This is a genomic window from Flavobacterium phycosphaerae (genome assembly GCF_010119235.1).
GTDB lineage: Bacteria > Bacteroidota > Bacteroidia > Flavobacteriales > Flavobacteriaceae > Flavobacterium > Flavobacterium phycosphaerae.
In genome coordinates, this window is record NZ_JAAATZ010000001.1 from 2,080,793 (window position 1) to 2,095,537 (window position 14,745).

At 36.2% G+C, this 14,745-nt stretch carries 12 protein-coding genes and 1 pseudogene; 7 read left to right on the plus strand and 6 right to left on the minus strand.

The window, feature by feature from the left end:
- Positions 1-65 precede the first annotated feature (65 nt).
- Genes GUU89_RS09150 through GUU89_RS09160 form a run of 3 tightly spaced genes read right to left on the minus strand, consistent with a single transcriptional unit; the run spans position 66 to position 4,839 of the window.
- The gene (locus tag GUU89_RS09150; protein WP_162127624.1) at positions 66-1,622 is read right to left on the minus strand and encodes a serine hydrolase; all 1,557 of its coding nucleotides are present in this window, start codon (positions 1,620-1,622) and stop codon (positions 66-68) included.
- A gap of 15 nt (positions 1,623-1,637) precedes the next feature.
- Complete coding sequence (locus GUU89_RS09155; protein WP_162127625.1) at positions 1,638-2,459, minus strand: TrmH family RNA methyltransferase; 822 nt, start codon at positions 2,457-2,459, stop codon at positions 1,638-1,640.
- Positions 2,460-2,517: 58 nt separating this feature from the next.
- On the minus strand, positions 2,518-4,839 hold the full coding sequence (locus GUU89_RS09160; protein WP_162127626.1) for a gliding motility-associated C-terminal domain-containing protein: 2,322 nt from the start codon (positions 4,837-4,839) through the stop codon (positions 2,518-2,520).
- 153 nt (positions 4,840-4,992) lie between these two features.
- Here GUU89_RS09160 and GUU89_RS09165 point away from each other — a divergent pair, with 153 nt between their 5' ends.
- The 5 genes from GUU89_RS09165 to GUU89_RS09185 are packed head-to-tail and all read left to right on the plus strand — an operon-like array spanning position 4,993 to position 10,180.
- Entirely contained in the window at positions 4,993-5,970 is a 978-nt protein-coding gene (locus tag GUU89_RS09165) for a GNAT family N-acetyltransferase (protein WP_162127627.1), read from the plus strand.
- A complete protein-coding gene (locus GUU89_RS09170; RefSeq protein WP_162127628.1) occupies positions 5,967-7,064 on the plus strand; it encodes a DegT/DnrJ/EryC1/StrS family aminotransferase in 1,098 nt (365 codons plus the stop codon). Before GUU89_RS09165 ends, GUU89_RS09170 begins: the two co-directional genes overlap by 4 nt.
- A 2-nt stretch (positions 7,065-7,066) precedes the next feature.
- Entirely contained in the window at positions 7,067-7,630 is a 564-nt protein-coding gene (locus tag GUU89_RS09175) for an acyltransferase (RefSeq protein WP_162127629.1), read from the plus strand.
- Positions 7,631-7,637: 7 nt separating this feature from the next.
- On the plus strand, positions 7,638-8,657 hold the full coding sequence (locus tag GUU89_RS09180) for a hypothetical protein (RefSeq protein WP_162127630.1): 1,020 nt from the start codon (positions 7,638-7,640) through the stop codon (positions 8,655-8,657).
- 26 nt (positions 8,658-8,683) lie between these two features.
- Positions 8,684-10,180, plus strand: a complete 1,497-nt coding sequence (locus GUU89_RS09185; protein WP_162127631.1) for an oligosaccharide flippase family protein — start codon at positions 8,684-8,686, stop codon at positions 10,178-10,180.
- 9 nt (positions 10,181-10,189) lie between these two features.
- Here GUU89_RS09185 and GUU89_RS09190 read toward each other — a convergent pair whose 3' ends face one another.
- Entirely contained in the window at positions 10,190-11,326 is a 1,137-nt protein-coding gene (locus GUU89_RS09190) for a glycosyltransferase (protein WP_162127632.1), read from the minus strand.
- A 37-nt stretch (positions 11,327-11,363) separates the two neighbouring features.
- Here GUU89_RS09190 and GUU89_RS09195 point away from each other — a divergent pair, with 37 nt between their 5' ends.
- Together GUU89_RS09195 and GUU89_RS09200 are read left to right on the plus strand one after the other, a co-directional pair.
- Positions 11,364-12,467 carry a glycosyltransferase gene (locus GUU89_RS09195; protein WP_162127633.1) on the plus strand — a complete coding sequence of 368 codons (1,104 nt, stop codon included), beginning with the start codon at positions 11,364-11,366 and terminating at the stop codon, positions 12,465-12,467.
- A 4-nt stretch (positions 12,468-12,471) separates the two neighbouring features.
- Positions 12,472-12,878, plus strand: a pseudogene (locus tag GUU89_RS09200) (sugar 3,4-ketoisomerase).
- Here GUU89_RS09200 and GUU89_RS09205 read toward each other — a convergent pair.
- Both GUU89_RS09205 and GUU89_RS09210 read right to left on the minus strand, forming a co-directional pair.
- Positions 12,862-13,797, minus strand: a complete 936-nt coding sequence (locus GUU89_RS09205) for a glycosyltransferase family 2 protein (protein WP_162127634.1) — start codon at positions 13,795-13,797, stop codon at positions 12,862-12,864. The pseudogene GUU89_RS09200 and the gene GUU89_RS09205 overlap by 17 nt on opposite strands.
- Before the next feature lie 36 nt (positions 13,798-13,833).
- Complete coding sequence (locus tag GUU89_RS09210; protein ID WP_162127635.1) at positions 13,834-14,697, minus strand: hypothetical protein; 864 nt, start codon at positions 14,695-14,697, stop codon at positions 13,834-13,836.
- Positions 14,698-14,745 lie beyond the last annotated feature (48 nt).

Genomic DNA, 14,745 nt, shown 5'->3' on the forward strand with positions numbered 1-14,745 from the left:
TCAATTCCTAAAAATAAACATAACAAACGAGATGTGCAAGCTATAATTTTATGATTTTATTGATTTTATCGGATGAGGTATTGCTTGTCTTTGGTAAAGTCTAAATCGTGAAAATCATAACTAAAATCAGTCAACGGCGAAATGGCTTTCATTTTGAAATGTGTCGCTTTTCCATTGGCATCTAAGTCGAAGAAAATATGCGCATCGGCATGAAAACTGCGCACATCCCATTTGACTACAAAGTTCTGGTCTTTGTAAAAGAAAATCTCACCGGTTAGTCTTTTAGAGCGGTTGGAGGTAAAGTATAATTTTCCTTTCTTTTCTGAAATGGTAACCAAACCAAACCAAGGGTCTTTATAATTTCCGATGTAATTGGAATTATTGATTTTGATTTTCGCTTTGGTATTTTTGGCTACCGTTGCCCAAACTTCTTCGGTAATTTTATCAGCATCGCCTTCTCTTTTTTGAAGATCTTCACTCAATCTCAACACATGGTCTGCATTGGTAATACCCAAATAGCGGTCTTTAATAGTGTTTGAAATAGCCATAAAAGCAGAGCCTGATTGTTGGTTGGTCAATACTATAATTCCCAATTGAATTTCCGGAATCATGATGGTTTGCGTTACGATGCCATCTAAACCGCCGGTGTGTGATACTTGTAGATAGCCATTGATGTCTTCCAGTCGCCATCCTAACCCATAGTTTCGGAATAAGGTTTTATAAGGTTGGGTGTTGGGAACCGGCAGGATGGTTTGCGGTTTCCACATTTCGGTGTGTTGTTTTTGACTGAATAATTGTTGGTTCTCGTCATATTTTCCGTTGTTCATTTGCAGGATTAACCATTTGCTTAAATCGTTGACAGAAGAATAAATTCCGGCCGCGGCATCAAATATGTGGTTAGTGTATCTCGGAATTACTTCCAGTTTTCCATTGGTTGGCACGTGAGGAACGATGGTATTAGTGGTGTCTTTCAGTCTTGACCAAGAAGCAGCGCTGTTATCCATATGTAATGGTTTCATCATGCGCTCTTCAATGAAATCACACCAAGATTTTCCGGAAACTTGCTCTATCACTTCGCCGGCAATAACGTATAATAAATTATCATAGTCATATTTGGTTCTGAAAGCGGAAACCGGTTTTAAGTATTGTATGTTTTTGATAATGTCTTTTGGCGTGAAATCATGACCGTCGGGCCAAATCATTAAATCGCCGGCGCCAAGACCCAAGCCACTGCGGTGCGTTAGTAAGTCGCGAATGGTGAATTCGTTGGTTACATAATCGTTATACATTTTGAAATCGGGTAGATACTTGATGACTTTATCGTCCCAATCTATTTTTCCTTCATCCACCAACATCGCTAAGGCTGCCGAGGTAAAAGATTTACTGTTAGAGGCAATTCCGAACAAGGTATTGGCATCTACTTTTTTACCGGTTTTGATGTTGGTAACGCCGTAGCCTTTGGCCAAAACTAGCTTTCCGTCTTTGACAATACCCACTGCTATGCCCGGCACGTCAAATGTTTTTAAGGTTCTTTCTACTAAAACATCTACTTCCGATTCGGTAATTTGGGCCGAAAGCGTTAGACTTGTCAACACGAACAGCAGTGATAATTTAAAATTCATCAGACAATTTTTTAATTAATTAAATCCTCTTTGACGTTTGGCCTCAAATATCAGAATGGCAGCAGCAACGGATACATTCATACTGTCAATTTCGCCCTGCATGGGAATGATGATGTTTTGAGTGGCTTTGTCGCGCCAAAGTGGGGAAAGTCCGGTGGCTTCTGTGCCAACGACCAAGGCTGTAGGTTGCGTGTAGTTTTGGGTGTGGTAAGCGGTTGAATTTTGCAGTGTGGCACTGTAAAAATTAATATTATTTTGCTGAAGAAAAGCTATGGTTTCTTCGGTGGAGGCAGTGGCAATTTGATTGGTAAACAAACAGCCAACACTGGAGCGTACAATATTGGGGTTGTATAAATCGGTTTTAGGATTGGCAATGATAACGGCATCAATATTGGCGGCGTCACAAGTACGAAGCATAGCGCCTATGTTTCCTGGTTTTTCGATAGCTTCCATGATCATAATTAAAGGATTTTCCGGAAGTTGTAAATCGGTTAACGATAATGATTTGGTCTTGGCTACGGCCAAAATCCCTTCGGTCGTATCGCGATAGGCCAATTTTTGATAGACTTCTTTGGAGATTTCAATGAAGTCGATTTGAAAATTTAACTTCGTTCTGTTCGGCTGTGCTTCGGCTGAAAATTTGGAGAGGATTGAAGTAGTGGTAATCTCAGGAACGAATAAAATGGTTTCCAGTTCGTAGTTTCCTTTTAAAGCTAATTCAATTTCGCGCAGGCCTTCAATTAAAAAGGTGCCTGATTGTTTGCGGGCTTTGGATTTTTCCTGCAATAAAACAAGTGATTTTATAAACGGGTTTTGAGCGCTGGTTATTTGTTTCATCTTTGGATTAGCAACGATACGAAACGTCAAAGTTACAGATTTTTTTGATTTTTTGAGCTTAATGATTCAAATACAAAAAACCTTTTAAAGGTTCGGGATAGTCTTTGTCATTGAGGTAGATGAGATAGAAATATGTTCCGTCAGGGGCTTTGGTACTGTCAAAACCTTCTCTTGCATATCCGCTCCAGTTTTCACTGTCTTTATTTCCTGTCCAGATTAATCTTCCCCAACGGTTGTAGATTTCGATTTTATAATTCAGAAAAATATTTTTAAGTCCATCAATCACAAAGCTGTCATTAACCGAATCATTATTGGCCGAAATATAGTTGTATACCGTAGGCGGACAGTTTCGAGTGGTTACTAAAAAGGAAGTGATACTATAGCAGTTTTCATTATCAATTCGGACAAAAATGGTTTTGGGTGTTGTGGTTGCCACATAATGATAGGCATCCGAAACCGCATTGACTTCGTTGGCGGCATCTTCCAAACTTTCATAAAAATGAACCGTATCGTTTGGACTTTGTTTTACAGACGTTTCATAGGCTGAAAAATCAAAAGTTCCTTGCGTCAATCCTTCGTTGCAGCTAAGTAAATTGGGCAGTGTGTTATATTTCGGAACGTCAAAATAGGCTAATGTGAACGAAGTTGTGCTAAAACAATACCCATTATCAATACGTACAAAGATGGTTTTGGGAGTTATATTAGGCAAGTAGTTCTCAATAGTTTGTATAGCATTAGTGTTAGCATTAGCGTCTTGCATTGTTTCGAAAAAAGTAACTAAATCCGTAGTAGTGACAGCAATCGACTCTTGGTATTCTGATATATCAAAAGCACTCTCAGCAGTTTCACGGCAAATGCTCATGTCGCTTGGTGTAATAAATCCGGGATAGGGTTTTAAATTTATTTCCAAGGGAGTAATGCTGTAACAATGCTGATTATCTAGTCGGATATAAATTGTCGTAATCGGATTAGTCAAATTAAAGGCAGTGCTATTGGCAATTGTATTAACATTAGCCATCGCATCGTTCAACGAAGTAAAAAAATGAATGCTGTCTGAGGCATTGACCAAAACAGAAGAACTATAAGCTGATAAGTCAATCGTGTAATTGGTTATATCGGAAGTACAAAAATATTGAGGCGGAATGCTATTATATAGTGGCGAGGTCCATAAAGAAACTAATTGCGTGAAACTGTTATTGTTTTCCAGCAATTCGATGACCACACCTGTTCCGTTTCCGGTATCATCCACTATAAATTGTAACGTGAAATTGTTCGCAATCGTGTTGGGTAAAACCAAAGATATTTGTGAAGACCAAGTTCCGTCAATAGGAATTATTGTAGTTGTAGCAGTAGTTTGCAATAATTGTCCATTAGCATAAATAGCGATAGGGGTATTGGCAGGAAGTGCATTAGTTGCATTTAAATTTGAAACCGTATAATCCACTACTATGGTTTTAGAATCACATGTTTTAGCTACCGAATCTATAGCAATTGTAGCATCGGGTAATTGGTTGTTGAGTTTGGTTATTACAGTATTAACCATAATGAAATCGCGTCCATTAAGAAAAGGATTAAAAACGGAAGTGAGTTTTATTTGTGCCGTAACATCACCTACATTAATATAATTTTGAATATCATAAATGTCCAAATCCATATTGTAAAGGGTATTGCTTCCTGTGACCGAATTGGTACCGTTGAATACATTATCAGCCGGATTTAATGCGTTACTCAATTCTATTCCGTTAAACTCAAAATGCTCTGTGTTTAACATACTATCACCTTCCCAAGCAATGAAACCTATTTTAGAATTATTATTATCCAAAACATTCAAACTGCTAAGATTAATAACCAAATCATTTGGTACCTTTTGTAATCCATCATAAATATTGATTTGATTGATAGGCAAAGTAACATCGCTGTAGACTATAACCATGGCCCAACCGGCAAAGTTGGTTCGGTTCTGACAATAGCCGCTTTCTGTGAGTAGGGTTTGTGAAATGTCTAACTCCGAAAGGGTGTAGGTGCCGTTTCCGGTGCTCTGTATTTGAGTGGTAACATCAGCAAAGGCACTGAAGTAGGGTAATTCATCATTAGAAATCACCGAAAAATTTCTTTGAGCCGTAATATCGATACCGTTTAATTTTACATTAAAATCACCGGTTCCGGAACCTGCCCAATACAAATAAGCCTTTTCAATCAATTGATCAGGATTTAACGTTAAGTCGGCTGCTGAAGTTGAAACAACCAAATCTTCACAACCGATAGTTAAATTATTTTCCCCCAAATTCATAGTATTCCCCACAAAGGTGAAATCGTAACGGCCATTGAATTGCTGGTATAAGGTTACATTTTGTCCATAAGCTGAGAAAAAACAGCTCATGATTACAATAAATGCCACTAAATAACGTTCTACCTTCACTGAATACTAATTAAGAAGCCTAAAATTACTCAATTAATCGTGAAAATCTAATTTTTAACAATACCAAGGTTTTTAAAAATAAATGTTTAATTTTCCGATGTCTAAACAAAACCTGTGAAAAACTATACTGTCAGACGTTATGAAGCCAACGATTTTGCTCTTTGGAATGCTTTTGTAAGCAGTGCCAAAAATGCCACTTTTTTGTTTCATCGCAATTTTATGGAATACCATCAGGATCGGTTTTCTGACTATTCGTTGCTTGTTTTTGAAGCAGAAAAATTAGTTGCGATACTTCCGGCTAATAAAGTAAATAACGTTTTATATTCTCACCAAGGCCTCACTTATGGTGGTTTTGTATTTGATGCTAAAATCAAATTAGGTAAAGTGATTGCGATTGTCAAAACCGTTTTGCAGTTTTTGTATGACAATCAAATGACTACAGTGCAATTAAAATTGTTGCCGTCTATCTACCCAACTACTTTTTCAGAAGAAATTGAATACGCTTTGTTTTTAGCAAAAGCACAATTAATTAGAAGAGATTGTCTTTCGGTTGTTGATATGACCAAACCGTTATCTTTTTCAACCAGTCGGAAACAGGAGATACAACGAGGCATAAAGAAAGGATTGACTATAAAGGAAGAAACCAATTTTGAACAGTTTTGGGAAGCCATATTGTTGCCCAACTTAGCAAAAAAGCACAACGCCAAACCGGTACATACAGCTAATGAAATCATCAAATTGCAACTGCTTTTTCCCAACAATATTCGACATTTTAATGTGTATCATGAAAATAAGATGGTAGCCGGTACCACCGTTTTTGTTTCTGAAAAAGTAGCGCATTCACAATATATCTCGGGGAATGACCAAAAAAATGAATTGGGAAGTTTGGATTTTTTACACCATAATTTACTGACCGAAGTTTTTCAGGACAAGGCTTATTTCGACTTTGGAACTTCTCACGAAGACAATGGGCAAAAGATTAATGAAGGTTTATTGTATTGGAAAGAAAGTTTTGATGCTAAAACCACTGTTCAGGATTTCTATGAAGTGGCAACTGTCAATTATTCATTACTCGAAAATGTAATGCTATGATAAAGTTCCTCGATTTACATAAAATCAATTGGCCTTATCAGGAAGCCTTTCATCAAAAAATGCAACAGGTTTTAGATAAAGGTTGGTTTATTTTGGGCGATGAAGTCAGTGCCTTTGAAACTGATTTTGCGGCTTATTGCGGAACAAAATATTGCATTGGAGTGGGTAACGGTCTTGAAGCATTAGTATTAATTTTCAAAGGCTATATCCAACTGGGTAAATTGCAAAAAGGCGATGAGGTGTTGGTGCCATCTAATACATATATTGCCAGTATATTAGCAGTATTGCAAGCCGATTTAGTCCCGATTTTTGTCGAGCCTAATCTCGAAACTTATAATATCAATCCCGATTTGATTTCGGCCAAAATAACTCCCAAAACCAAAGCCATTTTACCGGTTCATTTGTATGGGCAAGTTGCCGAAATGGACAAGATAAAGGCGATTGCTCAACAACACAATTTATTAGTGATTGAAGATGCAGCCCAAGCTCATGGTGCACTTTTGGGTAATGCAAGAGCAGGAAATCTGTCGGATGCCGCCGGTTTTAGTTTCTATCCCGGAAAAAATTTAGGAGCCCTGGGTGATGCCGGCGCCATTACAACGAATGATGCCGATTTGGCCAAAGTTATCTTTGCTTTGCGAAATTATGGTTCGGAGAAAAAATACCATAATGATTTTATAGGTGTAAATTCCAGGTTAGATGAATTACAAGCGGCTTTTTTGAATGTGAAATTGCCTCATTTGGATAAAGAAAATGACCTTCGCCGGGCCATTGCCAAGCGGTATTTGACTGAAATCAATAATGATAAAATCACATTACCAACTTGGGACTTTTCAAATAAGCATGTGTTTCATTTGTTTGTTATTCGAACAGAAAACAGAACAGCATTGCAAGAGTTTTTGAAACAAAATACTATAGAAACGCTCATTCATTATCCTATTGCGCCACACCAACAGCAGGCTTTTTCTGACTGGAAAAATATGTCATTCCCCATCACCGAAAAAATCCATCAGGAAGTGCTGAGTATTCCGATTAGCCCAGTGATGACAAGTGCTGAGGTAGATTTTGTTATTCAAGTTTTAAACCGGTATTGATTATGGTAGCTAAATTTAAGAATATACTTTTTGTTCAATTTCGCATTTGGAAATACCAATGGCTCTCAACTTGTAAACGAGTTACGGGAAAGCCGATACTTCATCAGCCTTTGTTGTTAGTTGGGGAAGGGAAAATTAATTTTGGGAAGAATGTACAAATTGGGGTTATAAATTCTCCAAATTTTTATACGCACTATTTTTATTTGGAAGCTAGAGGCAAAGACAGTGCAATTAGTATAGGCGATAATGTGTCTATCAATAACGGTTTTTCAGCTGTTGCTTTTACAGAAATTATCATTGAAAAAAATGCACTACTTGGTTATAATTGCGCTATAGTGGATAATGACGGGCATCATTTAGCCATTGATGAAAGAGTCACCGGAACACCAAAATCCGCGGCTGTTTGTATCGCGGAAAATGTTTTTTTAGGAGACAACGTTACCATTTTAAAAGGAGTTACCATTGGTAAAAATTCAGTCATTGGTAATGGCAGCATAGTGACAAAAGACATTCCTGAAAATGTGGTGGCTGTCGGAAATCCTGCCCAAGTAATTAGAAATCTATAACTAAATTATGGATATACTGATAAAATCATTTAACAGACCTTATTATCTGGACCGGTGTTTATATTCAATTGATAAACATGTAAAACTGGGTGGCGGAAAAATAATTTTGTTAGATGATGGTACACCACAAATTTATTTAGATAAGCTAAAAGCTAAATATCCTCATATCATTATTGAAAAGTCTGAGTTGTATGAAAAAAAACAACAGGCTACTGGGTTAGGTAAAAGTCCGGATGACTATTCAATTCCTATAGATTTTTGGGTAGCTTCGGCCCAAAAGGCTTCTCCAAATTTTATGCTGATAGAAGATGATATTTGGTTTGTTGAGGATATCGATTTAGAATCAGTTAACCAAGAAGTGACCGATGCCAATATCGCCCTTTTAAAATTGTTTTGGGTTGGAAATCCCTTGGTGGTTCAAAGCAAATCGACTACTGAAAAGAAGGATATAGTGCTTTTGGAACCAAAACTTTTTACCATTATTCCGGCGTTGTATTATTTTATTTTCTACAAGTTTGACCGCTTTAAAATTCGAAAAACACTTCGTCTTTTAAAAATTAATACCGATGAAAGACATTTAGCTTACTATACTTTATACGGAGTGGCAGGCGCCATTTTTAACAAAGATTATTTTATTCAATTGTGGCAAAATCATAAAAACTACATTGATGAAGGATTACAGATTTACAATGCCGTAAAATTTTATGCTAAGCAAGGCCATGATAAGAAGTATGCCCGATATAAAAAAGAAATCCTGAAAACGGGTTTTGTTTCTTCGGCTACCAATCAATATAAAGAAGACTTTGGTGAAAATGTGGATATGTTTATGTTCAATAAAATGATGAATGAAGCATGGTTGCAGGACAAACTGGATGTTATCTCATCGCTTCCCAATGATATTGACGAGCAGATAATCACTACAGTTTTGGATGGCGATGCCGGTAAACGAATAGTATCAAAGGATTGGAAAAAATGGATGCAAAGTTTTAAAAATCAATACATAGCTATGGGCTGCAAAATTGATTGATTTTTTGAAAGAGAGAAACTAAAATAATGAACAAAAAAAACAATACATCGTATCGCTCTATTCTAAAAGCCACTGGGGTTTTTGGCATGATGCAGGTATTTAGAACTTTGATCAGTATCATTAGTTCAAAGTTTGTAGCGGTTTATTTAGGCCCTGTTGGATTGGGGTTAGTCTCGCTTTTAAATAATGCGGTCAACATAATTACGGCGATTACCAATTTTGAATTTCTAACCATTGCCACACGAGAAGTTGCTTTAGCTACCAATTCTGATGACAATACGGCTTTAAATAAAACAGTGGTGATGTTGCAAAAGATGGCTGTTTTCATTAGTTTGTTTGGCGCTCTGATATCGTTACTTTTTAGCAAAACCCTGAGCAATTTTACTTTTGGCACTCCCGAAAAACAATATTGGTTTTACTTATTGTCTTTCTACTTTATTATTACGAGTTTGTCTAATGCCAGAATGGCTGTACTGCAAGGGGTTAATAAAATTAAAACGTTGGCTATTTGCAATATTACGGCAGCTTTTTTTATTGCCATAGGAACCATAATCATCTATTACTTTTTAAGAATTGAGGGCATCATCTGGGTAATGTTATACTCAAGCGTGGTTTTATTCGCAGTTACAATTTATTTCACCAGACAGTATTCTTTTAAAATAACTCCTTTTAAATTCAAAGAATTTTATGCGTCATCTTCTCCCATTTTCAAATTGGGATTTTTCATGTCCATCAATTTAATCTTAGGACAGCTGGGTAACTTTTTAATAAAATTATACCTCAATGCTGATGGCAATTCCTTGCAAATACTAGGCTATTACGAAGTGAGTACCGTAATTTTAATTAATTATTTAGGGTTGATTTTTAACGCCATGTCCTATGATTTTTTTCCAAAACTGTCGGCTATAAGTATGGATAATGATAAAGTAAAACAATTGGTGAATAACCAAATTGAGATGGCTGTTATAATAGTTACCCCTGCAATTATCCTTATGTATCTTCTGGCACCGGTTATCATAAAACTGTTGTATACCGCCGAGTTTTCAAATTCATTTCTAATCCTGAAACTGGGATTGTTTTCGGTTATTTTAAAAGCGATAGTATTTCCGTTGGGCTATATTATTTTGGTAAAAGGCGATAGATTGCTTTTCTTCAAACAAGCACTGCTAGGCGATATACTGAACTTAATTTTATCCATCGTCCTTTATCGTTATTTTGGTTTGCTCGGACTAGGTTTAGCAACGGTATTCAATCTGGTCTTTTTTGGTATTTACGTTTATATAGTAGTCAACCGACATTATGATTTTCATTTCTTCGCCACCAGTAAAAAATTACTAATTACTAATTTACTACTGGGCACTTTTGCCGTCCTTATCATCTATAGTTTTCAATCACTTTATGTGTATGTTTTCATTTCATTACTTTTTATACTCTCTGTGCTGTATTCGTTGAAAGAACTGAATCATAGGATTAATTTAAAAGAATTTCTCCAAGAAAAAATAAATAGAAACGAAAAAGAATAGTAACTGATTTTAGAATCCCCAGCGGGTTAAATACAATTGAGCCACTTTAATAGGATCGTGTTCTTGCTCAATAAAAGTACGGGCACGTTTTCCAATTGCGGTAATTTCCTGTGGATTATCAATTAAAAATGATAATTGCGTTACCAAATAATCTACATTAGGTTTGGCGTTAATGGCAACGGGTTCTGTTAAATTGTAGTATTCAGTAAACTCTTTTTCCGCTCCGGTAAACACCACTTTTCCTTTGGCCATTGCTTCCAAAGCATTATACCCTTGATCATAGGCATAAACTTGATCGAGTAAAATGTGTGCCTTGTTGTAAAGCGTAATATAATCTTGATAAGGAATATTTTTGGCTCTGATAACCTCCACGCGATTATTATATTTTTCCTCAATAGTAGCCAGTGCTTTTTCAAAATAACCAATGCCTTTTTGATGGTAATTCCACTGATTTATCCCCATAAAAATAACAATGCGATTGTTTTCAGGAAGTTCAATAAAAGGCAAGTCGGCACAAAGTACAGGATTGGGAATCAACCCTAAGAATTTCGGATTTTCTTTTAATGGCAACACATAATCCATATCAGAAGCAATGATACCAACGCAGTTTTGATAAATGAAATCATGGATTTTTAAATTTCCTTCAGACAAATAATCAAGAACATACTGATACTCTTTCTTTAAATCAGGGTTCTCAAAATAAGGTTGGAGCAATGATTTTTGAGGTTTCTTTTCTAATAAAAATTGCACATTCAGATAGTCAACTCCCGAGGATAACAGGAATAATTTTCCGTTCTGTTTCACCACTTTTTTTAAAAGATAAAGTTCCAGGCGTTTATTGGTTTGTATCGGACTCTCGTTAATTAATTGCACCACATCAAAACCTCTCAGTTTGGGCAGCCACAAATAAAACCGAATGCCTTGCTCCCAAGACGCAATGTCCAATTTGAAAACCCGTTGGATAATTTGTCTCGGAACAGCCAGAAGTTTACTGGTACACCATTTGGCTTTGATGGAATAATCAACCGGATAGTTTTTAAAGCCATCACCATTGCCCACCAAAATTACTTCGTGACCAAGTGCTTTCAATCCTTCTTTTAAAGAATTGTGCAAACGACTGTATTCGCCAAGAAGTAAAATCCGCATGAATCATTATATTTGTTACGAAAATAGTCAATCAGCAATGATAAAACAAAATAAAGGATACAAAGTAGCACTCATCGGTGATAGCTTCGCTAATGGTGGTGCCGAAAAAGTACACGCTTTGTTATCCGTCTATTTTCAAGAGTCGGGCTTTGAAGTCCACAATTGTATTTTTGCCGACATGGTGGTTTATGACTATTCCGGCACTTTAGTAAACTTAGGAACGATTCATCCCAATTCTAATGCCATCACAAGAAAAGTAAATCGTTTTTTTGCCCTGAAAAAATTCATAAAGGAAGGGCGTTTTGATGCGGTCATTGATTTCAGAATGCGAACCGGTTTTGCTTTAGAACTACTACTTTCCAAAGGCATTTATCCACAAAACACTTTCTATACAGTTCATAGCGGTATTCTGGATTTTTATTTCCCAAAGTCGACTTTTTTAGCTCGGTTGATTTATAAAAAAAGCAAGATTGTTGCAGTTTCTAAAGCGATTCAGCAAGCTATTTTAGATAAAAATTTGGCACAAAAGGTAAATCAGATTTACAATCCGGTTGATTTGAAAACCATCGACCGTTTAAAAAATGAATATGAAAGCGAGGAAGACCAATTTATCTTGGCTATCGGACGAATGAATGATGAGGTAAAGCAGTTTGATAAATTGATTGTAGCCTATTCGCAATCGGTTTTGCCCGATAAAAATATCAAATTAATCATGCTGGGCGAAGGTAAAAATCAAGCTCAATATAAAGCCCTTTCTCAGCAATTAGGATTAGAAGATAAAGTGGTGTTTAAAGGGTTTGTGGCCAATCCTTTTACGTATTATCAAAAAGCACTATTCACGGTTTTATCCAGTAAAAATGAAGGGTTTCCTAATGTAATTATTGAATCGCTGGCCGTGGGCACTCCGGTGCTTTCGTTTGACTGTTTTAGTGGGCCAAATGAAATTATAGTAGATAAACAAAACGGACTTTTAATAGAGAATCAAAATTTTGATAAGCTTTCGGAAGCTATGAATTTAATAGTTGAAGACGAAAATTTATACCAATACTGCAAGCAAAATGCCAAGGCAAGTGTAGCACAATTTGACATTGAAATAATTGGGAAACAATGGACAGAATTACTGAAAAATACTGTAAGTTAGCACCATGAACATTGCGATTGTCAACATTCCGAAAATAGAAGATTACAGAGGGAACATAGCTGTAATTGAAAAAGACATTGTCCCTTTTGAAATTAAAAGAGTGTATTATTTATTTGATGTTCCGAGTACTGCATCGCGCGGGGGCATGCCCATAAGGAACAATTAGAGTTGTTGGTTCCGCTTTCAGGAAGTTTTGATGTGCTGTTAGATGATGGCAAAGAAAAGCAAACGGTAACACTCAATAAACCGGATAAAGGTTTGCTCATTAAATCCAATATTTGGCGCGAATTAGAAAATTTTTCTTCAGGATCAGTGTGCTTGGTGTTGGCTTCGGATGTTTTTTCAGAGGAAGATTATATTCGCAATTTTGATGAATTTATAACTTATTTAAAAGCTAATCATAAGTTGTAATTGAAATTCCTTTTCCAATAAAGAACAACTTTATTTTCTTTACCCAAACCAATAAAGTTACAGGTGCCTTTAAAAGCCAGCGTTGTTTGAAATTCAAACTATTGGTGTCAATTTCGTTTTTTAATTTCTTGTAATTTTCCCAATGCTGTTCCATTTTGTAACTCCGAGCCATGATGTAACGGTTAAAATCCAAATACTTTTTCAAACTCGGATTTGTCTTTGCCATCGCTTCATAAGCATTAAAATTGGGAATGGTTTTAGAACTAAAGCGGCTATTGGTAATTTGATTTTCTGAAAATAGGGTATAGGTAACCATAACTTCCGGAGAATAAGCTAATTGGAATTGTGCATTGGCCCGTATGTTGAAATCAACATCTTCCGCAAATGTTATCGATTCATCAAAAGAACCAATGGCTTTAAAGACCGTTTTAGCCACACACAAACTTCCCGGAAAATAAATCGGACGAGCCAAATTACAATCAAAAAAATCAGGAATAAGGCTGTCTGTTTTTGGAATCTTATCGTTTTTACTTACCAGTACAATATTGTTCTGATGCAATTCTTCATAATTGGTGGCAAACAGTTGCGCTTCCGGAAATTGGACAATAAGAGAATGAATTTTTGCTAAATAATGGGGTTTCCAAACATCATCAGCATCTAGAAATGTAATATAATCAGCTTTCGCCTTTTGGATTCCGGTATTTCGGGCCGCAGAAAGCCCTTTGTTTTTATCGTGTTGGATGATTTGAATTGCATCCGATTGAATCGAGGTAACTTTGGCCAAACTCTTGTCGGTTGAACCATCTTCGACCACTATAATTTCAAAATCCTGAAAAGTTTGATTCAGTATGCTGTTGATGGCATTTACAATAAATGTCTCTTTATTAAAAAGCGGTATGACAACAGTAAAAAACGGCATAGTTTTGATTTGTGTCCAAAGATACTCAAAAGAGGCTTAGGCTTCTAAATAGGGTTGGTGTTTAATGGCTTCAAAGTGCTTGAATTGTTCGGTAGCAAACGGATGGCGCAAGGTTTCTTCTACAGTAATTTCGGGAAGTTCCTGTTCGATTAACCCTTTTTTTACAAAAAACAAATTGTTGCCGTTTTCATTAGAACCTACTAATCGATAGCCCTTTTTTTGACCTAATTTTTGCAAAGCCAAACTCGAAGCACCATAATAATGGTTGTTGTTCACGTCACCTTTGAAATGCTCTTGATAAGGGACAACCAAATTCTGATTTCCGAAAACCACCTGACTTTCTATCATGACTACTTTGGGTTGAATCACTTCTAAAGCTTCCCAAATCCAGTAGTCATTGCCGTCAATATCAATGGAAAGAAATTCAATTTCACCTTCAAAACCATTGTCTTTCAAGAGCTGATTGACATTGTCTTTGGTTAAAAAACAAGTGGCAAATTTAGGTTTGTAACTCCACGCATCCGGTGTTTTTTTGTAAAAGCGTTTTCCAATTTCCAACAGTTTTTTATCTCCGTCAACAAACAAACCTTTCCAATTAAAATGCACCACAAGATTGGCACAATTACTATTTACACAGTCATTGGAACCTAAATCGACAAAGGTTTTGTTTCCCATACCCAACAGAGCAAAAATGTAAAGCAACTTGCCATCTTCCTCAAATTGAGAGAACACCTTAAATCCGGTTTCATTGAATTTGGGTAAAGTAGCATTCCGTTGACAATCTTTGTAATAATGATACAAATACAATTGCTGGATTTGAGTAGAAGAAGACAGTTGGGAACTAAGCTTAAGTTTGTAAAAATATTTTTTCAGCCAATAAATTATGGATTTTTTAAGCATAGTGGGTTTATTTATTTCAAAAGTAATTTAATTTCGGTATAACATCAA

Bases quoted from the DNA above. Each gene is read 5' to 3' on its own strand.
- GUU89_RS09150 (WP_162127624.1), bottom strand. From the start codon at position 1,622: ATGAATTTTAAATTATCACTGCTGTTCGTGTTGACAAGTCTAACGCTT.
- GUU89_RS09155 (WP_162127625.1), bottom strand. From the start codon at position 2,459: ATGAAACAAATAACCAGCGCTCAAAACCCGTTTATAAAATCACTTGTT.
- GUU89_RS09160 (WP_162127626.1), bottom strand. From the start codon at position 4,839: ATGAGCTGTTTTTTCTCAGCTTATGGACAAAATGTAACCTTATACCAG.
- GUU89_RS09170 (WP_162127628.1), top strand. From the start codon at position 5,967: ATGATAAAGTTCCTCGATTTACATAAAATCAATTGGCCTTATCAGGAA.
- GUU89_RS09175 (WP_162127629.1), top strand. From the start codon at position 7,067: ATGGTAGCTAAATTTAAGAATATACTTTTTGTTCAATTTCGCATTTGG.
- GUU89_RS09180 (WP_162127630.1), top strand. From the start codon at position 7,638: ATGGATATACTGATAAAATCATTTAACAGACCTTATTATCTGGACCGG.
- GUU89_RS09185 (WP_162127631.1), top strand. From the start codon at position 8,684: ATGAACAAAAAAAACAATACATCGTATCGCTCTATTCTAAAAGCCACT.
- GUU89_RS09190 (WP_162127632.1), bottom strand. From the start codon at position 11,326: ATGCGGATTTTACTTCTTGGCGAATACAGTCGTTTGCACAATTCTTTA.
- GUU89_RS09195 (WP_162127633.1), top strand. From the start codon at position 11,364: ATGATAAAACAAAATAAAGGATACAAAGTAGCACTCATCGGTGATAGC.
- GUU89_RS09205 (WP_162127634.1), bottom strand. From the start codon at position 13,797: ATGCCGTTTTTTACTGTTGTCATACCGCTTTTTAATAAAGAGACATTT.
- GUU89_RS09210 (WP_162127635.1), bottom strand. From the start codon at position 14,697: ATGCTTAAAAAATCCATAATTTATTGGCTGAAAAAATATTTTTACAAA.